Here is a 25,117-nt window from a genome sequence, read left to right as displayed (position 1 = left end):
GATATAAATGTTAAACCAAGTCAATTTGAAAGAAAAAAGTATTGTTCTAGAAAATGCAAAGCTGAATTTCAATCTAAAAACCCTAAAGCATTTGCCCATTTAAGTAAAAAGCTATTAATACACTGTGATAATTGTGGCAATCAATTGCATAGAAAACCATCTATTATTTATGCTAAAAACTTTTGTAATAGAGAGTGTAAACATGAGCATCAAAGAAAGATGGGGCATAAAATTAATCAGCATCTTATTAATAAAGTAGAAAAAACTTGTAAGGGATGTGGCAAAACTTATAGTGTTATCAAATCACGAGAAAACACTTCAAAGTTTTGTTCGAAAAATTGCTTAGGTAAAGCAAATGGGGAAAGAGGCAAAGCTCAGTACAGAAAAAGGATTATCGTTTACTGTACGAATTGTGGGAATAGGATTGAGAAAAAACCTTCAGTTATAAAGAAATGGAATTTTTGTAACGAAAGTTGTATGGCAAAGTATTACGAAAAATCCAAAGCATTTTCTGGTTCCAATAGTGCCACTTGGCAGGGTGGCGAAATCGATTATTACGGTCCAAACTGGAGATCACAACGTAGAAAGGCTAGAAAAAGAGACAATTACACTTGTCAGGATTGTGGTAAAACAGAGGAACAAGTTGGACACGAACTTTCGATTCATCATATAATTCCGTTTCGTGAATTTAATGGAGATTGGAAATCTGCTAATATGCTTTCAAATTTGGTTAGTTTATGTGAATATCCTTGTCATCGAAAAAGACATAGTAAAAAGAATTAACTGGTTGATGATATAGTCTGACCCATATGGCGACATATGGAGTGGGTACTGATAGCCCCACCCTCTATTGAACATAGAGAGTAACAAACGTGAGCACAGGGACAATGGTTGGCGTTTCAACAGGTTTAGAACCTTACTTCTCATTCTCTTATTTTAGAAGTGGACGTTTAGGTAAGTTTATAGAAGTTAAAGCGGATATCGTTCAAGAATATTTAGATAAACATCCAGAAGCAGATCCTAACAATCTGCCTAACTGGTTCGTTTCTGCAATGGAACTTTCACCAGAAGCACATGCAGATGTACAATGTGTCATCCAACGTTGGATTGACAGCTCAATCAGTAAAACTGTTAACGCACCAAAAGGCTACACTGTTTCTCAAGTAGAAGGTGTATATGAGCGCCTCTACAAAGGTGGAGCAAAAGGCGGTACAGTGTATGTGGATGGAAGCCGTGATGCTCAAGTTCTTACACTTAAGGCGGAAGAAAACACATTTGAAGAAGCTGAAGTTACAACTGAAGAAGAAAAGCCAAAAAATCGTGTAGTCCTAATGGACACTGTCATTGATTTACGTCAAACTGACGTTACAATCGGTTCTGAAGTAGGCGACACTTGTCCAGTATGCCGTCAAGGAACGGTAGAAGACCTTGGTGGATGTAACACATGTACTAACTGTAATGCACAACTTAAATGCGGATTGTAATCAAACGCTAAGAGGGAATCCTAAACGGATCCCCTCTTTTTTATATTCAAAAAAAACACGCGTACTAAATCCCAAGCTATCCGATTAAAAATGTATAAAGGGATTGATTGGGAGGGGTACGATGTTTATTGATGGCGTTTTTTCAGGTGGGGGCATTAAAGGCTTTGCGCTAATAGGGGCTTATCAAGCAATCGAGGCAAAAGGGTTTAGATTTAAAAGATTGGCAGGAACCAGTGCAGGATCCTTAATAGCTTCCCTAATTGCTGCTGGCTACACAAGCGATGAAATTATCAATCTCATGGAAGAGTTAGACCTTAGTGATTTTTTAGATGAACGCAAGACCCCGTTGAACACGGCTTTAACAAAGTGGCTACTCCTATATTGGCGCCTCGGTTTATACAAAGGCGATATGTTGGAAAAATGGATATATCAAAAGCTTCGTGCGAAGGGTGTAGTTAACTTTCAAAATCTCCCTCCCGGATCATTAAGAATTATTGCTTCAGACTTAACGAATGGAAGAATCATGGTATTACCCGACGATTTAGAACGCTATGGCATTCACCCCCAAACTTTTCCAGTGGCAAAAGCAGTTCGGATGAGTTGTAGTCTTCCATACTTCTTTGAGCCCGTCCGCTTAAAAGATTATAAAGGAAACACTATCGTTGTCGATGGAGGAGTGCTCTCTAATTTTCCAATATGGCTTTTTGATGAGGAAATGAAGCTGAAAAAACGCCCAGTCATTGGAATTAGGCTTAGTGGGAATAATCAGCAGCAAAAGCAAAATAAAATTCATAATGCAATTGATATGTTTGGAGCTCTCTTTGAAACAATGAAGAATGCACATGATGCACGTTATATCTCACGTAGACACGAAAAAAATATTATTTTTATCCCAGTTGAAAGTGGATTAACAACTGAATTTGGAGTAACAGGTGAAAAAAAGCAAGAGCTTATTCAACTTGGGAAACAACGTACAGATGCCTTTTTACGAACTTGGGGTTATTAAATAAAACAAGAGAAGAATCCAACCATATAAAAAAACTTTATCCAGCGTTTTGCTGAATAAAGTTAGAATAATGCTCGATTCTTCTTTTTGCCCTTTTTACCTTCAATAACAGTTAGGTGTGTCGTATTCGTTTTTCGCTTTTTATGAATAGACGCTACATTCGATCGTTTTGCCGCGCTGGTCGTAGGTTTTTTATTCCCCATTCCCATAGTCCGAGACTTCCTCTGACTTCCTGTTTTAAAACGTTTCCTAGATTGTTTTGCTGCGCGTAAATAAGCGGAATTTTCTTTTCCTCCCATTCGTCGACTAATCACATATTTATATAGTAGATAGATTATACCTACGAAAAGGAAAATCATGCCTGCTTGCACGAGTAATGAACCTGGACGAGTGAAAAGGGTGTAGACAAATCCAAGTGCTCCTAATCCTAGTAAAATCATGACGACTATATTTGATTTACGACGATTCATGAGATACACCTCCTGAAAGCTATACTTATATTGTATTATGAATCCATGTCATTGTTGCCCGTATATTTCAGTAAATTGATCGATACATGTAAAAATATTAAGTACTACTTCTTATATATATTCTACAAGATAAGCTAATAAACCTCTATGTTAAAAGCATCAATTATTTGAATTTTATTTTTTATTCAAACTAACATTTACTATTCTACCCAGTAATTACCATTAGTACACATTTATCAGCAATCTTTTTCAAATAGATTAACTTTTTCAGCAAAAGTACTTATTTCTAAACTTACTGAAGGATGTAAAAGAGTTTACATTTTCGACAAAGTCAAACACTAGCTGAATAAAGTTAATGCCTCCGGTGGATGTCACAGATTTTTTAAAGGAAGTTTTTCGAGCACGCTCGAAAAAAATCTGGACGCAAATACGCAGGGCGTATTTGATTAAAATTCGGGACATACTAGCAAATGGAGGTGTTGACCTATGGTAGATGCTGAAAAAAAGAATCCAGAACTTGAACAAAACAAAAAAAACGGAGACATGTCTTTAATGGCTAAAGTTGTAGTAATTGGTCTGTTTGGGGGGATATTTTGGAGTCTATTGTCGTACTTAACCTATATTTTTAATTTTACAGAACTTAGCCCAAATCTTATCCTCAAACCGTGGATCCTTGGAGATTGGAAAAACCGTGTGTTAGGTCAGTTTATTGGGATTTTTATGATTGGTATTATATCAATCGGTGTAGCACTTTTATATTATGCATTATTAAAGAAGTTTCAGTCCATTTGGGTTGGTGCTGCATTTGGCATTGCCTTATGGCTTATTGTGTTTTACGTGTTTAATCCGATCTTTCCTGATATTAAAACCGTTGGGCAATTAGAACGTAATACAGTTATTACTACAATATGCTTTTATATCCTATATGGTGTCTTTATTGGTTACTCAATTTCATTTGAAGAAAATGAAATGAGGGCTGAAAGGCGTGTCGTCTCTACAAATGAGTAGGTAAATTAGGGTAAGATATGGTAGAATGTTCTTGTTCGAACATTCTATTTTTTAAAGGGAGATTTATATATGAAGAAAATACTCCTTATTAATGGACCTAATTTAAATCGACTTGGCAAAAGGGAGCCGCATATTTATGGGAGTCTCACGCTAGCTGATGTGGAGAAAGACCTAACTGAGTTTGCGCAAAACAAGAATGTGGAGCTTGATTGCCTCCAATCGAATTACGAGGGTGCGATTATTGATGCTATCCATAATGCCGAAGGAGAATACGATGGAATCGTTATGAATCCAGCGGCTTTTACGCATTATAGCTATGCGATTCGCGATGCAATTGCTGGCGTTACTGTACCTGTAGTGGAGATACATATTTCGAATATACATACTCGTGAGGAATTTCGACACACATCAGTCATTGCTCCTGTTACAATTGGACAAATAGTCGGAGTAGGTGTATACGGCTACAAGCTTGCGTTATTAGCAATGATAGACCATTTAGGGGGAAAGCTAGATGAGTAAATTAGAAAAGCTACGTGAAAGTTTTTCAGGTTTTGGAATTGATGGCTTATTAGTTACGAATAGCTATAACAGACGTTACATAACTAACTTCACCGGAACAGCGGGAGTTGCCCTTATTTCACAAAACAAGGCAGTTTTTATTACAGATTTTCGTTATGTCGAGCAAGCAAGTGAACAGGTGAAGGAATTTGAAATTGTTCAACATTCAGGACCTATCATTAAAGAGGTTGCCAAACAAGCTGAAAAAATGGGAATTAAAAAGCTTGGGTTTGAACAAGATGATCTATCTTATGCAACTTTTACGGCGTATGATAAAGAGGTTCAAGCAGAACTTATTCCTGTTTCAGGAGTGATTGAAAAGTTACGCTTGATTAAGACGGATTCAGAGATTAAGATATTAAAGGAAGCTGCGGAGATAGCTGACGCCGCCTTTACACATATTTTAGATGTGATTCGTCCTGGTATTACTGAAATTGAAGTTTCTACTGAGTTAGAATTTTTTATGCGAAAACAAGGTGCTACTTCATCTTCTTTTGACACAATCGTTGCATCAGGTTATCGCTCAGCATTACCACATGGGGTAGCGAGTGATAAGGGAATTGAAAAAGGTGATTTTGTAACCCTTGATTTTGGTGCATATTATAAGGGATATTGCTCAGATATAACACGTACCGTCGCTGTAGGGAATCCTAGCGATGAACTGAAGAACATTTATGATGTTGTTTTAGAAGCTCAGCTTCGTGGTATGGCCGGCATTAAGGCTGGCATCACAGGAATAGAAGCCGATGCCTTAACACGTGATTATATTACGGAAAAGGGCTATGGTGAATATTTTGGTCATTCAACTGGACACGGTCTTGGTATGGAGGTTCATGAACAGCCATCATTATCATTCCGATCTGACAATGTATTAGAACCAGGAATGATTGTAACCTGTGAACCCGGTATTTACATAGCAGGTCTAGGTGGCGTGAGAATTGAGGACGATGTAGTTGTCAAAAAAGACGGCAATGAATCACTAACATTCTCTAAGAAAGAGTTAATTATTTTATAGACAAAAAGGTTTGTCGCAATTGAATTAGGAGGAAATAGTATATGATTTCAGTTAACGATTTTCGTACAGGTTTGACAATTGAAGTGGACGGTGGAATCTGGAGAGTAATGGATTTCCAACACGTTAAACCAGGAAAAGGAGCAGCCTTTGTACGCTCTAAGTTACGTAACCTTCGTACAGGTGCTGTTCAAGAGAAAACATTCCGTGCCGGCGAAAAAGTAGCAAAAGCACAAATCGAAAACCGCAGAATGCAATATCTATATGCAAACGGTGATTCACATGTATTCATGGACAATGAGTCTTACGAGCAAATTGAGCTACCAGCATCTGCAATCGAGTATGAGTTAAAATATTTAAAAGAAAACATGGAAGTGCACATCATGATGTTCCAAAGCGAAACATTAGGTGTTGAGCTGCCAAACACAGTTGAACTTAAGGTTACTGAAACAGAACCTGGCATCAAAGGGGATACAGCTTCTGGTGGTACAAAGCCAGCAACTCTTGAAACAGGTTTAATCGTTCAAGTTCCTTTCTTCATTAATGAAGGCGATGTGTTAATCATTAACACAACTGAAGGATCATACGTATCACGTGCATAATCAATATTGAGATTGTTTGGGGACCCATCTTTTTAGATGGGTTCTTTTTTTATGTTTTTCGGGGACACAATAATAATCGACAAAATCACCATCACCCAACCCATAAAAATTCCTCTTCTGAAAATGATTGAACAAGCATAGGTTGTACAAAAGAAATTTAATTGGGTGGGGACAACGATGAAACGAATATTTTCGATGTTTGATTCAAGTGTTTTGACGATGGCTGGCCTGCGAATTTTATCTGGTTGCTTAGAAATAACGGCTGCTATTTTAATGCTGGTTTTTAATGATGTAAAAAAAGCGTTAGCGGTTAATGCTTCACTAGCTATTGTGGGGCCGCTAATTCTTATCGCGACTATGTCAATTGGACTGATTGGTTTGGCTGATCAGCTATCGTATTCGAAGCTGCTTTTTATCGGACTTGGGGTTGCCTTTATTTTGTATGGAATCTTCTTCAAATAGAAATCGAATGAGTAGTAGGCATAATGTGTCCAAGCCTGCATACATTGAATTATGAGAGATTATGTGAGGAGTTTACTAGATGAAAGAAATAATTGACGTGCTACCAAAATCAATCGCAAGCCTTATAAACAAGTATCCTCCAGAACGCATAGAAAAAATGGAAGAAATCCGAATAAGAGTGGCTCGACCTCTTGAAATCATTGAGAATGGAATCCCAATTTTTCATAATTATTCCGTTACAGGTGAAGATGCCGTTCAGCTCCTGAACAAACTTGGTCAATATTCGATTTATACACTTGAAGAAGAGCTGAAGCGGGGCTATGTCACCATCCAAGGTGGACATCGAGTGGGACTAGCTGGAAAAGTGATTACGGAGAATGGAAATGTCAAAGCGATTCGAGATGTGACGTCCTTTAATATTCGGATCGCAAAGCAAAAAATTGGAGTTGCAGCTCCACTTGCACCTTATCTCTATGATTCTTATTGGAAAAATACCATCATCATTGGTCCGCCACAAACTGGTAAAACCACTTTACTGAGGGATCTTGCAAGGATGATAAGTACAGGAATCGAATCAAGACACATTCCAGCGTTAAAGGTCGGAATCGTAGATGAGCGTTCTGAGATCGCCGGTTGTGTTAAAGGGGTTCCTCAAGCTTCCTTGGGGCCCAGAGTCGATGTTCTAGATGCTTGTCCAAAGGCTGAGGGGATGATGATGATGATTAGATCGATGAGTCCTGACGTATTAATTGTTGATGAAATTGGTAGAGAGGAAGACAGTGAAGCAATTATGGAAGCAGTTAATGCTGGGGTAAGTTTGATTGTGACGGCACACGGACATCAAATTTCCGACCTCACGAAGCGTCCATCATTACAGAAGATTATTGAAGCAGGAGTAATAGAGAGATTTGTAGAGTTATCACGCACAAAGGGGCCAGGAACCATAAAATCCATCCTAGGTCCTACTGGAAAGCATCTTTTACCAAAAGTGAGCGTGACGTAGATGATAAAAATTTTAGGAGCAATATTTATTCTTCTTGCAACCACTTGGGCAGGATTTGAAGCAGCACGACGTTTAAGTGAACGACCTCGTCAGTTAAGGATGTTAAAAACAGCCTTACAATCACTGGAAGCAGAAATTATGTACGGCCATGTACCCTTAATTGATGTTGCAACCCATCTCTCGCGGCAAATTCCGAAGCCTGTATCTTACTTTTTTGAAGGCTTTGCCAAACGGCTTCAAACAGGAGAGGTAAGTGTCAAGGTAGCTTGGGATGAAAGTCTAAAAGATGTTTCCAAATTGACTGCCTTTCATCAAGGGGAAATTGAGATTCTTCAACAGTTTGGGGAAACGCTTGGACAGCATGATCGAACCTCTCAACAGAAGCACATAAAACTTGCTATAACCCATCTTGAACGGGAAGAAAGTGATGCAAAAGATAGACAAATGCGTTACGAAAAAATGGTGAAAAGCCTGGGCTTTTTGTCTGGTTTATTAGTAGTCATTTTATTGATTTAGGGGGAGAAGAAGCGAATGGGAGTGGATGTAAATATTATATTTCAAATAGCCGGTGTAGGAATTGTGGTTGCCTTTCTCCATACAATCCTAGATCAGATGGGTAAAAAGGAATATGCCCAGTGGGTTACATTGTTGGGGTTCATATATATCCTGTTTATGGTTGCAACAATCGTTGAGGATCTATTTAAAAAGATTAAAGCCGTATTCCTCTTTCAGGGGTAAGGAGGGGATGAGCGATTGAGATTATACAAATCGTTGGATTAGGTTTAATTGGAACCTTTCTGGCACTCATTGTAAAAGAACAAAAACCTACCTTTGCCTTTTTGCTTGTCGTATTTATCGGCTGTGTGATCTTTCTATTTTTAGTGGGGGAAATTGCAGATATCATTCGTATGCTTGAGAAAGTTGCAATTAACGCCAATGTGAACACCGTATATGTGGAAACCATTCTCAAAATCATTGGAATAGCCTACATCGCTGAATTTGGCGCACAGATTACAAAAGATGCAGGTCAAGGGTCATTAGCCTCAAAGATTGAACTCGGGGGAAAGATTCTAATTTTAGCACTAGCTATACCAATTTTAACAGTATTAATAGAAACAATTATTGGACTTATTCCTAGTTAAATCGATTGAAATTATGGTTTTCAAGGGGGTGGTTGGCATTGACCGGTAGTAAAACCTTTTCTATTCTAGCTCTATTTCTTTTCTTTTTTTCTTTACCACATATTGTACAAGCCTCACCCTCACAGCAAGAAGTCATCGAAAACCAAATTCATGAACAGGTTGAGGAACAACTAGAAACCCTTGGCATCGACGAAATAAAACAATTTTGGGATGAAATTGTTACGGATTATGGAGGCTATTTACCTGAAAGCCAAAAGGGTAGTTTACTAGAATTCATTCAGGGCGAGAAGGAGCTTTCATTGAAGGAATGGTTGCTTGGACTCGTAAAATTCGTGTTCCATGAAATCATTGCAAATGGAAAACTTCTTAGCACACTAATCATGCTTACGGTTTTTAGTATGTTTTTGCAAACATTGCAAAATTCATTTGAGAAAAGTGCAGTTAGTAAAGTTGCTTATGCAATTGTCTACATGGTGTTAATCATCATTGCGCTAAATAGCTTCAGGGTTGCCATCATGTATACAGAGGAAGCTATTCAGACGATGATCAATTTTATACTAGCACTTGTTCCATTATTGCTAGCGTTAGTGGCATCATCGGGTGGAATCGCATCAGCAGCATTTTTCCACCCACTGATATTATTTTTAATGAATACCAGCGGGCTTTTAATTCAATATATCGTTTTACCTTTGTTGTTTATGTCTGCCTTACTAAGCATTGTGAGTACGTTAAGTGAACATTACAAGGTAACGCAGCTTGCCCAGTTGCTACGAAATGTGAGTATTGGCATCATCGGGGTTTTCTTGACAATTTTCTTAGGTGTTATCTCCGTGCAGGGAACGACAACAGCGGTTGCAGACGGAATAACAATTCGGACCGCAAAATTTATTACAGGTAATTTTATTCCGGTCATTGGCCGGATGTTCACGGATGCTACCGATACTGTAATCAGTGCCTCGGTCATTCTGAAAAACACTGTTGGTATCTTTGGGGTCGTTATTCTCCTGTTAATTGCAGCATTCCCGGCGATTAAGGTGCTGTCCCTAGCCATTATTTATAAGCTTGCAGCTGCACTTCTGCAGCCACTTGGCGGGGGGCCGGTCATTGCTTGTTTAAATATCATTAGTAAAAGTGTCGTATATATCTTTGCAGCATTAGCGATCGTGTCACTTATGTTTTTCCTAAGTATCACGGTTATTATTGCAGCTGGAAACCTGACATTGATGGTTAGATAAAGGCCAAGGAGGTGAGGACGCTGAGTTTTATTGCCGAATGGATTACCAATATTATTTTATTCATTTTACTCGCGACAATTGTGGACATGCTTCTGCCGAGTTCTAGTATGCAAAAATACGTAAAAATGGTAACAGGGCTTTTATTAATCCTGATTATATTAACTCCTCTGTTCTCACTTTTTAAATCAGATTTGGACCAGGCCTTGTTAAATATGAATTTAAAACCAGTTCAAAGTGAAAAAAATCTAGAAAATTTAATAGATTTGAAGAAAAAAGAAATACAAGCCTCACAACGTGCATATATTTTAGAAACAATGGCTGTCCAATTGGAATCTGAAGTGAAAGAGGAGTTGGTGCAAAACGAATACGATTTAACTGTTCAAAAAGTAAACGTATCCCTTTCAAGTGCAGTAGACAGTAAAGAGATTGTTACTTTGGATGAAGTGTTGGATGACATTCAGTCAATTGAGGTGGTGCTATCAAAAGAGACAGCCGAACCTGATGATGTGGCAGTAGTAAAAACAGTTGAGATTGATACCTCCAAACAGAATGAGCCAGTGTATAAAAAAGTAGATCAAAACAATGTTAATGCAATCACAAAAACATTAGCTTCCAGATGGGAAATTGACTCCGAAAAAATTGTAGTCACTGTGGAAGGGGGGAAAGAGTCGTAGATGGATAAGGACAAAGGAATCTTGAACAAAATCAAAGGAATGTTCTCCGGGTCCAAGGATGATCCACCAGATAAAAAGGGAAACAAGAAAAACCAATATTTCTTACTTTTATTAGCAGTTGGGATAGCCTTTATGTTAATTAGTAATCTATTTTCAGGTGACAAACCAACATCTTCTGTTATGCCAGCTACTTCCTCAGAAGTAAGTGCAAAGGATGAGCCAACATTTGGAGGACAGAAAGATGAACTAACAACAGCAATTGGTAAATATGAGGATCGTTATGAAAACGAGCTTAAAGAAGCACTTGAAGCAATTGCTGGAGTAGAGGATGTCATTGTTTCAGTAAGTGTAGATGCTACTGAATCAAAAATACTTGAAAAAAACACCGTAACCCAAAGTCAAATTACAAATGAGGAAGACAGGGACGGTGGGAAAAGACAAGTTGAGGATATAACAAAAGATGAACAAGTTGTCATCATCCGCAGCGGGGATTCTGAAACACCAATCGTCTTGAAGATTGAAAAGCCAGAAATACGAAGTGTTCTAATCGTTGCTAAAGGTGTTGAGAATGCAAAAATAAAACAAATGGTAGTAGAGGCTGTGACAAAAGGTTTTGATGTACCAAATCACAAGGTAGCAGTTGTACCAAGGAAAACGAAGGGGGATTCATAAAATGTTATTGAAAAAACAAACTGTATGGTTATTAACAATGTTAAGTTTAGTAGTAGTGTTATCAGTCTATTATATTACGACACCTGAAAACAATCCGAACGATGTTGCGATGGAGCAGGAAGAAGAAAAGGATAATGCAAAAGAAAATGAAAATGTGGAAACTTCTACTGAAAATAAAGACGGTGCAGGTGTGACTGTCGAGGAAGATGAAGATGGAAATGTGATCTCTTCAGTTTCTAGTGATGATATGTTTGCTGCATTACGCTTAGAAATTGATGAGCACCGCAGTAAATTAAGAAGCAATTTAGAAGCTCAAGCAGCTTCAACAGAGCTAACAGCAGATCAAAAGCTTAAAGCATATGATGAGTTAAAGAAGCTAGAGGATATTGAATCAAAAGAAAAGATTATCGAGATGCTTATCAAAGGAAATAACTACGAAGATGCTTTAGTACGCGTAGAGGGTGACAAAATTAAGATTACAGTTAAATCTAAGGAAAGCTCAAAGCAACAAGCGAATGAGATTCTACGCCTTGTTCGCAGCGAGTTAGGCGAACTTCAAAATGTTGCGGTAGAGTTTGAGTTAACTGGTGAAAAAGAAAAATAATAGATAAAAGAAAGTACGGCTAATATGCTGTGCTTTCTATTTTTTTGGTAAAATAAATGAGAAGATGGGAAAATAATGATAACGTTTTCGTGAAAAAATCTCCGCAATATATTGAAAAGAGGGTTTTAAGTATCGTATCATGTTAGTATGTGGTACTAATACTAGCAATAAAATGTTGCCAACAATTTATAGTTTTATATTTCGAGTTAATCACAAGGAGTGTAATGGATGTTTAAAATTCAAGAATTACGTGAACTTATTAAGTTAGTTGATCATTCAAATATTGACGAGTTTACTTTTGAGAGTGAAGGCTCAAAAATTAAAATGAAGAAAAGTAAAGAAACAACTGTTCAAACAATTGTAGAAAGCAAGGTGCAAGCACAGCCAGTTGCTCCTGTTGTTACTGAGGTAGCACAGCCTGCAGCACAAGCACAACCTGTACAACCGCAGACACAGCCAGCTGAACCTGTTACAGCAGCACCTGCAGTAGATGAAAACCTACATAAAGTTGTTTCACCGATGGTTGGTACTTTCTATGCATCTCCATCCCCAGATGCAGATGCATATGTACAAAAAGGTGATAAAGTCAAAGAAGATTCAGTAGTTTGTATCGTCGAAGCAATGAAGCTATTTAACGAAATCGAAGCAGAAGTAAATGGAGAAATCGTTGAAATATTGGTTGAGAATGGTCAGCTTGTGGAGTATGGTCAACCATTATTCCTAGTAAAAGCATAGTATGATTGTTCATATAAGTAAGGAGCGACACTCATGTTAAAAAAAATACTAATAGCAAACCGTGGTGAAATTGCGGTTCGTATTATTCGTGCCTGTAAAGAGCTCGGAATTGAAACGGTAGCTGTTTTCTCTGAGGCGGACCGGGAATCTCTTCACGTTCAACTAGCAGATGAGGCCTATTGTATTGGTCCGAAATCTTCAAAGGATAGCTATTTAAACTTTACAAATATTATTAGCGTTGCAAAGCTTACTGAAAGTGAAGGGATTCACCCAGGTTATGGCTTCTTAGCCGAAAACGCAGACTTTGCAGAGCTTTGTCGTGAAGTAAATCTAACTTTCATTGGTCCAAGCCCTGAAGCCATTAATAAAATGGGTACAAAGGATGTTGCCCGTGAAACGATGAGAGAAGCAGGTGTACCGATTGTGCCTGGTTCACAAGGAATCATAAAAGATACAGGTGAAGCAATCGCGCTAGCAAATGATATGGGTTACCCAGTCATTATTAAAGCAACTGCTGGTGGAGGCGGAAAAGGAATCCGTGTTGCGAAGGATGAAGAGGAACTCATAAAGGGAATCAACATCACTCAACAGGAAGCTGCTACTGCCTTTGGAAATCCTGGTGTATATATTGAAAAATATATTCAAGATTTCCGCCACGTTGAGATTCAAGTAATGGCCGACAACCATGGAAATGTGATACATTTAGGAGAGAGAGATTGTTCCATCCAACGACGTTTACAAAAGCTAGTTGAGGAAACTCCATCTCCTGCTCTAAATGAAGCTACAAGACAAAAAATGGGTGATGCTGCAGTTAAAGCAGCAAAAGCTGTTGACTACTCAGGTGCTGGAACAATTGAATTTATTTATGACCATGTCAATGATCAATTCTATTTCATGGAAATGAATACAAGAATTCAAGTTGAGCATCCCGTTACTGAGATGGTGACAGGTGTAGACTTAATTAAAGAACAAATTCGTGTTGCATCAGGAGAGGAGCTCTCACTCACTCAAAGCGATGTAACATTTAATGGTTGGGCCATTGAATGCCGAATTAATGCAGAGAACCCGGAGAAGAATTTCATGCCTTCGCCAGGCAAAATTGAAATGTATTTGCCACCTGGTGGTCTAGGAGTAAGGGTAGACTCTGCAGCATATCCTGGTTATTCAATACCTCCATATTATGATTCGATGATTGCGAAGCTCATTACATATGGGGCAACTCGGGAAGAAGCAATCGCAAGAATGAAGCGTGCTCTAAGTGAATTTGTAATTGAAGGTGTACACACTACAATTCCTTTCCACCTTAAGCTCATGAATCATGAAAAATTCGTAGGTGGAGACTTCAACACAAAATTTCTTGAATTATATGAGGTTATGAAGTAGTACACTAATATAGGGAGGTGCTTGCTAATGGCAGCGGAAACGAATATTTTAGAAATGGATCAAGGCAATAACAGTCTTGGTAAGGTTGAAATTGCACCAGAAGTAATTGAAGTTATTGCTGGTATTGCTTCTTCAGAAGTTGAAGGAGTCGCGCAAATGAGAGGGAACTTTGCTTCTGGAGTGGTCGAGAAACTTGGAAAGAAGAACCACGGAAAAGGTGTCAAAGTTGAGTTAACAGAAACCGGAATTATTGTGGATGTGTACTGTGTAATGAACTTCGGCGTTTCTATTCCAAATGTTGCTCGTCAAATTCAAGACAATGTCCGCCAGGCTTTATTGAATATGACAGCTTTAGATGCGAATGAAGTAAACATCCATGTTGTTGGTGTATTATTTGAAACGCAAAAACCTGAAGTTAGTGTAGAGGAAGAGATGTAAGGAATAGTTAGTCTGATGGCAAACGCTATCAGACTTTTTTATTTTTACCTCACAATAAAGAGTTGGTTTTTATTTTAAAATTATTTTATGATATTATCATGTTATTAGTATGCAACTGATAGTGGGACAAAAGTTTTACTATATATAAAGGAGAAATAATAAGTATGAAAAGACGTACAGCACGACAAAAGGCTTTGCAATCGTTATTTCAAGTTGATGTAAGCCAGATTGATCCAAATGAAGCGATTGAAAGTGTACTTGAAGAAGAGTCTTCGGATCCTTTCCTAGAACAGATTGTACATGGCGTTATCAAACATAAAGAAGAAATTGATTCTTTATTGCGAGAGCATCTAGAAAAATGGAATCTTGAAAGACTTGCAAATGTAGACCGTTCGATTTTACGCATCGCTGTCTATGAAATGAAATATATAGAGGAAATTCCTGTTAAGGTAAGTATTGATGAAGCAATTGAACTTGCTAAAGAATTTGGTGATGATAGCTCGAGCCGTTTTATTAATGCTATTCTATCGAAAATAAAAGATACATTAGTAAAGTAGAATATCGCTGTAGTCCATAAAAAGAATGTTATTCAATTGTACATAAGGGAGAGTTGGAAAAATGTCGGCAGAAATTATTAGTGGGAAAGAATTAGCACAAACAAAACGTAATGAAATTGCAGAAGAGGTTAAGAATTTAGCACAAGACGGTATTGTTCCTGGATTAGCTGTATTATTAGTTGGTAATGACCCAGCTTCAAGATCCTATGTAAAAGGAAAAGATAAAGCATGTAAGGAAACAGGCATTTACTCCTTGATGTTAGAATATCCAGATACCATTACGGAAGAATTTTTACTTAGTGAAATTGACCGCTTAAACCAGGATTCTTCTATCCATGGTATTCTTGTTCAATTACCATTACCAAATACGATTAATGAAACGGCAGTTATCGAAAGAATTTCACCCGAAAAAGATGTGGACGGTTTTCATCCAATTAACATTGGTCGCATGATGACTGGACAAGATGCTTTCTTACCATGTACACCATTTGGAATTGTTGAAATGGTAAAATCTAAACAAATCTCAATCGAAGGTAAGCATGTTGTGGTTGTTGGTAGAAGTAATATTGTCGGAAAACCAGTTGGACAACTCTTCCTTAAAGAGAATGCTACAGTAACGTATTGCCATTCTAGGACTAAAAATTTGAAAGAAATGACCCTTCAGGCAGATATTTTAGTTGCGGCTGTTGGAAAGGCGAATTTTATTCCTGGAGATTATATTAAAGAAGGTGCAGTTGTGATTGATGTTGGTGTAAACCGCCTTGAATCAACTGGTAAGCTTGTTGGGGACGTTGTTTTTGACGAGGCAAAAGAGAAAGCAAGCTATCTGACACCGGTACCAGGTGGAGTTGGTCCTATGACGATTACAATGCTTCTTCATAATACGGTTCAGTCTGCAAAAAATTTCGCCCTGCTTTCTAGGAAGTAGGGATTGGTAGGAATGGAACAGAATCGATATCTAACCGTAACAGCTTTAACAAAATATATTAAACGTAAATTTGATGCGGACCCTCACCTTCAGGATATATGGGTGAAGGGAGAAATCTCGAATTTTAAGGCGCACAGTCGCGGACATATGTATTTTACAATAAAGGATCAACAAGCACGAATTCAAGCTGTGATGTTTGCTGGCTACAACAGAGATTTAAAATTCACACCTGAAAATGGGATGAAAGTTTTGCTTCGCGGCGAGGTTACAGTATTTGAATCAAATGGAAACTATCAGATCTATGTAAAAGAAATGCAGCCAGACGGGATAGGAAATTTATACTTAGCATACGAGGAAATGAAGAGACGTCTTGAATCAGAGGGACTTTTTTCGCAAAACGTTAAAAAGCCAATTCCTAAGATACCACATTATATTGGGATTGTTACATCGCCAACAGGAGCTGCGATTCGCGATATAATTACGACGATTAGACGTAGGTATCCAATCGCAAAAGTTATTGTCTTTCCTGCCCTTGTCCAAGGGGTGAATGCCGGGCCATCAGTAGTTAAAGCCATCGAAAAAGCGAATGAATTTGGAAAAATAGATGTGTTAATTGTTGGCCGTGGTGGCGGCTCTATTGAGGAACTTTGGGCATTTAATGAAGAAATCGTGGCAAGAGCGATTTTTCAGTCGAAGGTGCCCATTATTTCTGCAGTGGGACATGAAACAGATATTACGATTGCTGATTTTGTGGCAGATTTACGTGCACCTACACCAACAGGAGCTGCTGAATTAGCTGTACCACATATGGCCGAGCTGTCAGAACGCTTACTCGTTAGACATACACGTCTACTGCGTGCTATGAAAGAAAAACTCGTGCGTGATTCAAAACGCTTAGATACATTGAAGAAATCCTATGCTTTTCGATTTCCGAAAAATCTTTATGACCAAAAGCAACAACAACTTGACCGCTTGGTAGACCGTTTAGAAAGAGAAGGGGCTATGGCAATATCTCGTAAGCAAGAAGCATTTCAAAAGCTTAGCTTACGATTGCAGCATAACCATCCAAGTGAAAAGCTAATTCGTGCCAAACAAAAGCAGGATCTTAATACAAAGATGCTTTTAAAAGAATTTACACAAATTTTGAAACAAAAGCAATTCGCTTTTTCGTCCCAAGTATCAAAGCTAGAGGCACTTAGTCCGTTAAAAATCATGGATCGTGGATATAGCCTCGTATATGATCAGGAAGAACATTTAGTGAAAAGTGTACAGCAAGTTGAACAGGGGAATAAAATCAAGGTTAAGCTGTCGGATGGTCATCTTGACTGTGAAGTAATTGAAATAGAGGAGAGACAATAGATGAGTGAAGAAAAGGTATTATCCTTTGAGGAAGCAATGGAGAAACTCGAGCAAATTGTCGGGCATCTTGAAGAAGGAGATGTCCCTTTAGAAAAAGCAATCACTTATTTCCAAGAAGGTATGAAGCTTTCAAAGCTTTGTCATGACAAGCTCCAACATGTTGAAAAGCAAATGGAGCAAATTTTACGCGAAGACGGTGAACTTGAACCGTTTTCGATTCAGGAGGAAGAATGAACGTGAATCCAACTGAGATAACACAATTTTTAGATGTACAAAAAAATAAGATTGAAGAACAGCTTCCGAAGTATATTTCTAGCTTATCAGCCCCAAAAATAATCAAGGAAGCGATGCACTATTCTCTTGAAGCGGGTGGGAAACGGATCCGCCCTTTATTACTCCTTGGTACACTTCGTTCTTTTGGAAAAGATGAAGCAATTGGATTACCGACTGCGTGTGCTATTGAAATGATTCACACGTATTCCCTTATTCATGACGACCTTCCAAGTATGGATGATGATGACCTTCGCAGGGGGAAACCTACCAACCATAAGGTGTTCGGAGAGGCAGTGGCAATCTTAGCGGGCGATGCACTATTGACTTATAGCTTTCAGGCAATTACTGAATCCATTGGCCCAGAAATATCCCCTGAGAAAAAGCTGTTGCTTGTAACTGAATTAGCAAAAGCTTCTGGCCCGGAAGGTATGGTTGGTGGTCAGGTTGCGGATATGGAAGGTGAAGGGAAAGTATTGAACCTGGATGAATTAGAATATATTCACCGCCATAAAACAGGAAAATTATTAGCATATAGTGTGATTGCAGGAGCAATTCTTGCAGATGCTACTAGTGAACAGCTTGATAAGCTTACGCAATTTGCGCATCATTTAGGTTTAGCCTTTCAAATTCGAGATGATATTTTAGATATTGAAGGTACAGAAGTAAAACTAGGGAAACCGGTCGGCAGTGATACTGGTAATCATAAGAATACTTATCCTGCATTATTAACTCTTGAGGGTGCAAAGGAGAAACTAACCTTTCATGTAGATGAAGCAAGGCGGTTTTTATATAGTGTTGATATGAAACATGATATACTAGACTATATGTGTAATCTAATCGCATCCAGAGATCATTAAAATACATTCTTGAAAATGTATACATAGTAAATGAAAGTGAGTGAATCCTTTGGATCTTCTAAGTATTAAAGACCCTAAGTTCCTAAAAAATATGTCTATAGATGAATTAAATAAACTTAGTCAGGAAATCCGTCAATTTTTAATAGAAAAGCTTTCCAAGACCGGTGGACATATTGGTCCTAATCTTGGGGTTGTTGAATTAACAATCGCTTTACATAAGGAATTTGATAGCCCAAAGGATAAATTCATTTGGGATGTTGGGCATCAGTCCTATGTACATAAAATTTTGACAGGTCGGGCTTGTGAATTTGATACATTGCGACAATATAAAGGGCTATGTGGGTTTCCGAAACGGATTGAAAGCGAGCATGACGTTTGGGAAACCGGACATAGCTCAACCAGTCTTTCCGCTGCTATGGGAATGGCTGCTGCACGTGATATTAAAGGAGCTAAGGAATTTGTCGTTCCGATCATTGGTGATGGTGCCTTAACAGGTGGAATGGCATTAGAAGCATTAAATCATATCGGACATGAAAAGAAAGATATGATTGTCATTTTAAACGATAATGAGATGTCGATAGCACCAAATGTTGGTGCACTTCATAATGTTCTCGCAAGGCTGCGTACAGCGGGTAAATACAACTGGGTAAAAGATGAGCTTGAGTATTTACTCAAAAAGATTCCAGCTGTTGGTGGCAAGCTTGCTTCAACTGCTGAGCGTATTAAGGACAGCCTTAAATATTTGCTTGTGTCTGGAGTTTTCTTTGAGGAACTAGGATTCACATACCTAGGGCCAATTGATGGACATAATTTTGAGGATTTATTTGAAACACTCGAATATGCAAAGAAAACAAAGGGGCCAGTGCTAGTTCATGTGATTACCAAAAAAGGGAAGGGTTACACCCCTGCGGAAACAGATAAAATTGGTACATGGCATGGAACAGGTCCCTATAAAATCGAAACAGGAGATTTCGTTAAGCCTGTAAATCCACCTCCTGCTTGGAGTGCTGTTATTAGTGAAACGGTCCGCAAGTTAGCAAAAAATGATAATCGAATTGTTGCAATAACACCTGCAATGCCAGTAGGTTCAAAACTTGAAAAGTTTGCAAAGGAATTTCCAGATAGAATGTTCGACGTGGGAATTGCAGAACAGCATGCAACTACGATGGCTGCAGGCCTGGCTACGCAAGATATGAAACCTTTCTTAGCGATTTATTCGACATTCTTGCAAAGAGCTTATGACCAGGTTGTGCATGACATATGTCGCCAAAATCTTAATGTGTTCATTGGAATTGACCGCTCAGGTTTAGTAGGGGCAGATGGAGAAACACATCAAGGTGTGTTTGATATTCCTTTCTTAAGACATATCCCGAATATGGTCCTTATGATGCCGAAGGATGAAAATGAAGGTCAGCACATGGTAAATACTGCAATTCAATATGATGATGGTCCGATCGCTCTAAGATATGCAAGAGGGAATGGACTTGGAGTCGAAATGGATGAAGAGCTTAAGGTTATTCCAATCGGTACATGGGAAATTATAAAACCGGGTACAGATGCTGTAATTCTAACCTTTGGTACTACGATTCCAATGGCCTTAGAAGCAGCAGAGAAACTTGAGAAAGAAGATATATCTGTAAGAGTGGTCAATGCCCGTTTTATCAAACCACTCGATAATGATATGATGCACCAAATCCTAGGGTCAAGCCTTCCGGTTTTAACAATTGAGGAGTCAGTATTAATGGGTGGATTTGGAAGTGCTGTTCTCGAATTTGCTCAAGAACATGGATATCAACATGCAGCAATCGACCGAATGGGCATTCCAGACCAATTTATTGAGCATGGTAATGTAAATGACCTGTTGCATGAAATTGGCATGACAACTGAGAATGTGGTTGAGCGCATACACAATCTCGTACCTAAGAAACAGAAAAGAGTGTAGACATGGGTACAAAAAAAGAAAGACTCGATGTTTTGTTAGTTGAACGCGGCCTAATCGAAACAAGAGAAAAAGCAAAACGATCCATTATGGCTGGTCTCGTTTATTCAAATGAAGAACGACTTGATAAGCCGGGAGAAAAAGTGGAAATTGATATACCACTTGTTGTGAAGGGGAATGTCATTCCTTATGTCAGTAGAGGTGGTTTAAAGCTTGAAAAAGCCATAAAAGATTTTGATTTAAACATCAAGGATAAAATTATGATTGATGTAGGCTCCTCGACAGGTGGTTTTACGGATTGTGCACTCCAAAATGGAGTTAAAAAATCATATGCCCTTGATGTTGGATATAATCAGCTTGCGTGGAAACTCAGACAGGATGAACGTGTTGTCGTTATGGAACGAACTAATTTTCGTTATGTAACACCAGCAGACCTGCAAAGCGGCCTACCAGAGTTTGCGACAATCGATGTTTCGTTTATCTCTTTACGTTTAATTCTGCCTGTATTAAAAACGCTTCTTGTGCCGAACAGCGACGTTGTGGCCCTTGTAAAACCACAATTTGAGGCAGGAAAAGAGCAGGTTGGTAAAAAAGGAATCGTACGTGAGCCGAAAACCCATGAGGCGGTCCTTACGCATATCATTGAGTTTTCCTTAAAGGAAGGGTATGATTGCATTAATTTGTCCTATTCGCCAATCACAGGTGGAGAAGGAAATATCGAATTTTTACTCCATTTACGCTGGAATGGTGCTGCCGAAAAGGGTGAAAACAAATTGCCTGTTTCCGAGCAGGAGATCGTACAAAATGCACATGCAATTTTAAAGAATGATAAATAATAGAGGGGATGGCCTTAGTGCTGTCCTCTTTCTTCGTGGAGAATGGATATTACCCTAGTTATATTGAAAACCCAATACAACATTAAAAAAAATGTACAATTCTGTCAGAATCGGCTAACATAGGAGGTAATAATACAAGTTTTGAGAGAGAGGATGTCACGATGAATAAAGGGCAAAGGCATATAAAAATTCGTGAAATCATCACGAGCAACGATATAGAAACACAAGATGAAATTGTCGATATTCTAAAAAGTGAGGGATATAACATTACTCAAGCGACCGTATCCCGCGATATTAAAGAACTTCATTTAGTAAAGGTACCAATGATTGATGGTCGTTATAAATATAGTCTACCGGCTGACCAACGTTTTAATCCACTACAAAAATTAAAACGTTCGTTAATGGATGCTTTTGTGAAAATCGATTCAGCGGGGCATATGCTTGTGATGAAGACCCTTCCGGGGAATGCAAATGCAATCGGTGCGTTAATCGACCATTTAGATTGGGAAGAAATTTTAGGCACAATCTGTGGCGATGACACCATCTTAATTATCTGTAAAACTCCAGAACAAACAGAAACAGTTTCAAATCGATTCCTAGACATGCTCTAAGGGAGAGAGTGGAATTAGGAGGTGTAGGAATTGTTAGCAGAATTATCAATAAAGAACTTTGCCATTATTGAGTCCCTTTCGGTTTCATTAGAAAAAGGCTTGACAGTTCTAACAGGTGAAACAGGAGCGGGTAAGTCCATCATTATTGATGCTGTCCATTTATTGGTGGGAGGAAGAGGTTCTGTAGAATTTGTACGATATGGCGAAGACCGAGCAGAAATAGAGGGTCTATTTTTGATCGATAATAACAATCATCCTTGTTATGCGAAAGCTGAAGAGTTTGGAATTGAAATAAGCGAGGGAATGATTGTTTTACGAAGAGATATTTCTAAATCGGGAAAAAGTGTCTGTAGAATAAACGGCAAACTCGTCACAATATCGATTCTTCGTGAATTTGGGAGAACGTTAATCGACATCCATGGTCAACATGAACACCAAGATTTAATGAATCAGGAACAACATATACATATGCTTGATCAATACGGTGGAAAATTGCTTGAAAAAGCATTAAAGGCCTATCAAGAGGTTTATAAGAGCTATTTACAGGTAAAGCAACGGTTAAAAAGCTTTAATGAAAATGAACAAGAAATGGCCCATCGACTTGATTTAATTCAATTTCAATTAAATGAAATTGGCAATGCAAATTTGCAGCCGAATGAAGATGTGGAATTAACCGAGGAAAGAAGAAAGATTTCAAATTACGAAAAAATCTTCAAAGCCTTACAAAATAGTTATAATGCTCTACATGGTGACCAAAAAGGACTTGACTGGGTTGGCTTAGCCATGAATCATGCAGAAGATATTATGGATATTGATAAAGACTTAAAAAATATCCATGAGACCATCTCCAATAGCTTCTATTTATTAGAGGAAATCTCCTATAAAATCAGAACTCAATTAGACGAATTAGAATATGATCCTGCAAGACTTGACTATATTGAAGGTCGTTTAAATGAAATTGCTCAATTAAAGCGAAAATATGGACAAACTGTTGAGGAAATCCTCGAATATGCAGCAAAAATAGAGGATGAAGTCGATACTATTCAAAATCGCGAGCAACATATCGGTAAGATCAAGGAAGAGCTAGAGTCAGTACTAGAGGATGTGAAGCTTGAAGCCGATAATCTCTCAAACCTTCGAAAAAAATTAGCAAAAGAGCTAATTCATAAAATTACACAGGAATTAAAAGAGCTATATATGGAAAAAGCAAAATTTGATATTAACTTTTTTGAGGAATCGACTATTAAATTCACTCCAAATGGGAAAGATGATATTGAATTTTATATTTCGACAAATCCAGGTGAACCACTTAAACCTTTAGCAAAAATTGCATCGGGTGGAGAGTTATCAAGGATTATGCTTGCCATTAAAGGCATTTTTTCGAAGCATCAAGGTGTTACATCCATTATTTTTGATGAAGTTGATACGGGGGTTAGTGGTCGTGTTGCCCAAGCAATCGCTGAAAAAATCCATGGTATCTCAATAGGCTCACAAGTACTTTGTATTTCCCATCTCCCTCAGGTAGCAGCCATGGCAGATACCCATTTGTTTATATCCAAGGAGACCGTACAAGGTAGAACCATCACATCCGTAACACCATTGGATGAGGATGCTAAAGTTAAAGAAATAAGCAGAATGATCTCCGGGGTCGAAATAACGGATTTGACAAAGGAACATGCACAAGAATTATTGAATCTTGCGAAGGAAAGCAAACATGCAAGACAGATGGTTAAACACTAATGTCTTTATGATATACAAAATGAGAAGCAAATTTTATTTGTAATGCTATCCAAAATGGGTAGCTTTTTTAATCTCATAGTGGTTATAAATGTGGCCTTGAAAGGCCAAATTATAGAATGTAGCCATAAAAACTTTTTTTAGTAAGTCACCACTTCTAATAGTGGTTTGATTTATGGCGTGGGATAGGAGCGAGGAGAGTGAAAAATGAATGAAAATAGATAAAATTAGATATATAATCGGTACATTTCTCCTTGTTTCAATAATGGCTTTAGGGTTTTTTAAGCCGGTAAAAGATTATTTAGAAATTCCAAAACAACTTACTCTATTTGAAGGCCAAGATTTTACTGTCCAATCCTCACTACCAGTCACAACAACTACTCATAATGCCAGTTTTGCCTTTTCGTCAGCGGTGGAGAACAAACAAATCTCAGTTGCTGCAAATGAAAGCGGTGAAGGTGAGATGATGGTTGAATTAGCTGGTATTCCAGTAAAAAAGGTTAACGTAAATGTTTTATCTGATTTTAAGGTTATTCCTGGAGGACAATCAATTGGTGTGAAACTAAATACACTAGGTGTTTTGGTCGTCGGACATCACCAAATCGAAACAGAAGATGGGAAAAAATCCCCAGGTGAGATTGCTGGAGTAGAGGTTGGCGACATTATTAAAGAAATTAACGGTAAGAAAATCGAAAAGATGAGCGATGTTGGACCATTTGTTCAAGAATCGGGTAAGACAGGGGAGCCGTTAAACCTGGTAATTGTTCGAGACAACGAAGATATAAAGGCAAAGCTCATGCCACTTAAGGATAAGAACGATCAAGCTTATCGAATTGGTCTTTATATACGCGATTCAGCTGCTGGTATAGGGACTATGACCTTCTACCATCCGGAAACGAAGAAGTACGGGGCATTAGGTCATGTTATCTCAGATATGGATACTAAAGAGCCAATTGTCGTATCAGATGGCCAAATTGTTAGATCTACCGTTACCTCGATTGAAAAAGGAAGCAATGGTGATCCAGGTGAAAAACTTGCGCGTTTTTCAGCAGATAAAGAAATTATCGGGAACATCAAACGTAACAGTCCATTTGGCATTTTTGGTGAGTTAAACAAACAAGTGAATAACGGCATTATGGATAAGCCGTTGCCAATTGCACTTTCACACCAAGTAAAACCAGGACCCGCGAAAATCTTAACGGTTGTTGAAGATGATAAAGTAGAGGAATTTGATATTGAAATTGTGAGTGCAGTTCCTCAAAAAATTCCTGCAACAAAAGGAATGGTTGTTAAAATAACGGATAAACGCCTTTTAGAAAAAACAGGTGGTATCGTTCAAGGTATGAGCGGTAGTCCAATCATTCAAGACGGTAAACTAATTGGAGCCGTTACACATGTATTTGTAAATGACCCAACAAGCGGATATGGTGTCCATATCGAGTGGATGCTAAGTGAGGCGGGTATTGATATTTATAAAAAAGAACAAAAAAAGGCGAGCTAATGCTTGCCTTTTTTTTCGATTCTATAAAAGA

29 protein-coding genes and 1 pseudogene are annotated in these 25,117 nt (G+C 38.2%); 29 read left to right on the top strand and 1 reads right to left on the bottom strand.

The window, feature by feature from the left end; genetic code table 11:
• Positions 1-144 precede the first annotated feature (144 nt).
• The 3 genes and pseudogenes from CKJ95_RS02670 to CKJ95_RS02660 all read left to right on the top strand — a co-directional run bounded on the left by CKJ95_RS02670 (position 145) and on the right by CKJ95_RS02660 (position 2,490).
• On the top strand, positions 145-783 hold the full coding sequence (locus CKJ95_RS02670; RefSeq protein ID WP_099351866.1) for an HNH endonuclease: 639 nt from the start codon (positions 145-147) through the stop codon (positions 781-783).
• A 92-nt stretch (positions 784-875) separates the two neighbouring features.
• Positions 876-1,484 (top strand): annotated as a pseudogene (locus CKJ95_RS02665) (vitamin B12-dependent ribonucleotide reductase); the annotation flags it as partial.
• Between the two features lie 121 nt (positions 1,485-1,605).
• Positions 1,606-2,490, top strand: coding sequence for a patatin-like phospholipase family protein (locus CKJ95_RS02660; RefSeq protein ID WP_099351865.1), 885 nt, complete (start codon positions 1,606-1,608; stop codon positions 2,488-2,490).
• Between the two features lie 62 nt (positions 2,491-2,552).
• Here CKJ95_RS02660 and CKJ95_RS02655 read toward each other — a convergent pair whose 3' ends face one another.
• A complete protein-coding gene (locus tag CKJ95_RS02655; protein WP_099351864.1) occupies positions 2,553-2,960 on the bottom strand; it encodes an SA1362 family protein in 408 nt (135 codons plus the stop codon).
• 486 nt (positions 2,961-3,446) lie between these two features.
• Here CKJ95_RS02655 and CKJ95_RS02650 point away from each other — a divergent pair, with 486 nt between their 5' ends.
• The 26 genes from CKJ95_RS02650 (at position 3,447) to spoIVB (ending at position 25,086) form a co-directional block, all read left to right on the top strand.
• Positions 3,447-3,968 carry a YqhR family membrane protein gene (locus CKJ95_RS02650; protein WP_099351863.1) on the top strand — a complete coding sequence of 174 codons (522 nt, stop codon included), beginning with the start codon at positions 3,447-3,449 and terminating at the stop codon, positions 3,966-3,968.
• A gap of 69 nt (positions 3,969-4,037) precedes the next feature.
• Positions 4,038-4,487: a type II 3-dehydroquinate dehydratase gene (gene aroQ, locus CKJ95_RS02645; protein WP_099351862.1), complete on the top strand. Its 450-nt coding sequence runs from the start codon at positions 4,038-4,040 to the stop codon at positions 4,485-4,487.
• Positions 4,480-5,541 (top strand): M24 family metallopeptidase, encoded by a 1,062-nt coding sequence (locus CKJ95_RS02640; protein WP_099351861.1) that lies wholly within the window; start codon positions 4,480-4,482, stop codon positions 5,539-5,541. The genes aroQ and CKJ95_RS02640 overlap by 8 nt, the downstream gene beginning before the upstream one ends.
• Positions 5,542-5,582: 41 nt before the next feature.
• Positions 5,583-6,140 carry an elongation factor P gene (gene efp, locus CKJ95_RS02635; protein WP_099351860.1) on the top strand — a complete coding sequence of 186 codons (558 nt, stop codon included), beginning with the start codon at positions 5,583-5,585 and terminating at the stop codon, positions 6,138-6,140.
• A gap of 177 nt (positions 6,141-6,317) precedes the next feature.
• Positions 6,318-6,602: a YqhV family protein gene (locus CKJ95_RS02630; protein WP_099351859.1), complete on the top strand. Its 285-nt coding sequence runs from the start codon at positions 6,318-6,320 to the stop codon at positions 6,600-6,602.
• A 79-nt stretch (positions 6,603-6,681) separates the two neighbouring features.
• Positions 6,682-7,605, top strand: a complete 924-nt coding sequence (spoIIIAA, locus tag CKJ95_RS02625; RefSeq protein WP_099351858.1) for a stage III sporulation protein AA — start codon at positions 6,682-6,684, stop codon at positions 7,603-7,605.
• Positions 7,606-8,121: a stage III sporulation protein SpoIIIAB gene (spoIIIAB, locus tag CKJ95_RS02620; RefSeq protein ID WP_099351857.1), complete on the top strand. Its 516-nt coding sequence runs from the start codon at positions 7,606-7,608 to the stop codon at positions 8,119-8,121.
• Positions 8,122-8,136: 15 nt separating this feature from the next.
• The gene (gene spoIIIAC, locus CKJ95_RS02615; RefSeq protein WP_010284588.1) at positions 8,137-8,343 is read left to right on the top strand and encodes a stage III sporulation protein AC; all 207 of its coding nucleotides are present in this window, start codon (positions 8,137-8,139) and stop codon (positions 8,341-8,343) included.
• Positions 8,344-8,357: 14 nt separating this feature from the next.
• Positions 8,358-8,747, top strand: a complete 390-nt coding sequence (gene spoIIIAD / locus CKJ95_RS02610) for a stage III sporulation protein AD (RefSeq protein ID WP_099351856.1) — start codon at positions 8,358-8,360, stop codon at positions 8,745-8,747.
• A 38-nt stretch (positions 8,748-8,785) separates the two neighbouring features.
• Positions 8,786-9,982: a stage III sporulation protein AE gene (gene spoIIIAE, locus CKJ95_RS02605; RefSeq protein WP_099351855.1), complete on the top strand. Its 1,197-nt coding sequence runs from the start codon at positions 8,786-8,788 to the stop codon at positions 9,980-9,982.
• 11 nt (positions 9,983-9,993) lie between these two features.
• A complete protein-coding gene (spoIIIAF, locus tag CKJ95_RS02600) occupies positions 9,994-10,656 on the top strand; it encodes a stage III sporulation protein AF (RefSeq protein ID WP_257215698.1) in 663 nt (220 codons plus the stop codon).
• Complete coding sequence (gene spoIIIAG / locus CKJ95_RS02595; RefSeq protein ID WP_099351854.1) at positions 10,657-11,328, top strand: stage III sporulation protein AG; 672 nt, start codon at positions 10,657-10,659, stop codon at positions 11,326-11,328.
• A 1-nt stretch (position 11,329) separates the two neighbouring features.
• Positions 11,330-11,932 (top strand): SpoIIIAH-like family protein, encoded by a 603-nt coding sequence (locus tag CKJ95_RS02590; RefSeq protein WP_099351853.1) that lies wholly within the window; start codon positions 11,330-11,332, stop codon positions 11,930-11,932.
• A 228-nt stretch (positions 11,933-12,160) separates the two neighbouring features.
• The gene (gene accB, locus CKJ95_RS02585) at positions 12,161-12,667 is read left to right on the top strand and encodes an acetyl-CoA carboxylase biotin carboxyl carrier protein (RefSeq protein ID WP_099351852.1); all 507 of its coding nucleotides are present in this window, start codon (positions 12,161-12,163) and stop codon (positions 12,665-12,667) included.
• Positions 12,668-12,700: 33 nt separating this feature from the next.
• Complete coding sequence (gene accC / locus CKJ95_RS02580; protein ID WP_099351851.1) at positions 12,701-14,050, top strand: acetyl-CoA carboxylase biotin carboxylase subunit; 1,350 nt, start codon at positions 12,701-12,703, stop codon at positions 14,048-14,050.
• A 27-nt stretch (positions 14,051-14,077) separates the two neighbouring features.
• The gene (locus tag CKJ95_RS02575; protein ID WP_099351850.1) at positions 14,078-14,488 is read left to right on the top strand and encodes an Asp23/Gls24 family envelope stress response protein; all 411 of its coding nucleotides are present in this window, start codon (positions 14,078-14,080) and stop codon (positions 14,486-14,488) included.
• A 164-nt stretch (positions 14,489-14,652) separates the two neighbouring features.
• Complete coding sequence (nusB, locus tag CKJ95_RS02570; protein WP_099351849.1) at positions 14,653-15,045, top strand: transcription antitermination factor NusB; 393 nt, start codon at positions 14,653-14,655, stop codon at positions 15,043-15,045.
• 61 nt (positions 15,046-15,106) lie between these two features.
• Positions 15,107-15,973, top strand: coding sequence for a bifunctional methylenetetrahydrofolate dehydrogenase/methenyltetrahydrofolate cyclohydrolase FolD (gene folD / locus CKJ95_RS02565; RefSeq protein ID WP_099351848.1), 867 nt, complete (start codon positions 15,107-15,109; stop codon positions 15,971-15,973).
• Between the two features lie 12 nt (positions 15,974-15,985).
• The gene (xseA, locus tag CKJ95_RS02560) at positions 15,986-17,332 is read left to right on the top strand and encodes an exodeoxyribonuclease VII large subunit (RefSeq protein WP_099351884.1); all 1,347 of its coding nucleotides are present in this window, start codon (positions 15,986-15,988) and stop codon (positions 17,330-17,332) included.
• Positions 17,333-17,566 carry an exodeoxyribonuclease VII small subunit gene (locus CKJ95_RS02555; RefSeq protein ID WP_099351847.1) on the top strand — a complete coding sequence of 78 codons (234 nt, stop codon included), beginning with the start codon at positions 17,333-17,335 and terminating at the stop codon, positions 17,564-17,566.
• On the top strand, positions 17,563-18,462 hold the full coding sequence (locus tag CKJ95_RS02550) for a polyprenyl synthetase family protein (protein WP_180271392.1): 900 nt from the start codon (positions 17,563-17,565) through the stop codon (positions 18,460-18,462). Before CKJ95_RS02555 ends, CKJ95_RS02550 begins: the two co-directional genes overlap by 4 nt.
• Before the next feature lie 49 nt (positions 18,463-18,511).
• A complete protein-coding gene (gene dxs, locus CKJ95_RS02545; RefSeq protein ID WP_099351846.1) occupies positions 18,512-20,404 on the top strand; it encodes a 1-deoxy-D-xylulose-5-phosphate synthase in 1,893 nt (630 codons plus the stop codon).
• Between the two features lie 2 nt (positions 20,405-20,406).
• Positions 20,407-21,237 (top strand): TlyA family RNA methyltransferase, encoded by an 831-nt coding sequence (locus CKJ95_RS02540; protein WP_099351845.1) that lies wholly within the window; start codon positions 20,407-20,409, stop codon positions 21,235-21,237.
• Between the two features lie 161 nt (positions 21,238-21,398).
• Positions 21,399-21,848: a transcriptional regulator AhrC/ArgR gene (gene ahrC, locus CKJ95_RS02535; RefSeq protein WP_099351844.1), complete on the top strand. Its 450-nt coding sequence runs from the start codon at positions 21,399-21,401 to the stop codon at positions 21,846-21,848.
• A gap of 30 nt (positions 21,849-21,878) precedes the next feature.
• On the top strand, positions 21,879-23,588 hold the full coding sequence (recN, locus tag CKJ95_RS02530; protein WP_099351843.1) for a DNA repair protein RecN: 1,710 nt from the start codon (positions 21,879-21,881) through the stop codon (positions 23,586-23,588).
• Positions 23,589-23,796: 208 nt separating this feature from the next.
• Complete coding sequence (gene spoIVB / locus CKJ95_RS02525; RefSeq protein ID WP_099351842.1) at positions 23,797-25,086, top strand: SpoIVB peptidase; 1,290 nt, start codon at positions 23,797-23,799, stop codon at positions 25,084-25,086.
• Positions 25,087-25,117: the final 31 nt, after the last annotated feature.

It is taken from the genome of Fredinandcohnia onubensis, from assembly GCF_002734285.1.
GTDB lineage: Bacteria > Bacillota > Bacilli > Bacillales > Bacillaceae_L > Ferdinandcohnia > Ferdinandcohnia onubensis_A.
This window is presented reverse-complemented; position numbering and strand designations above follow the sequence as displayed.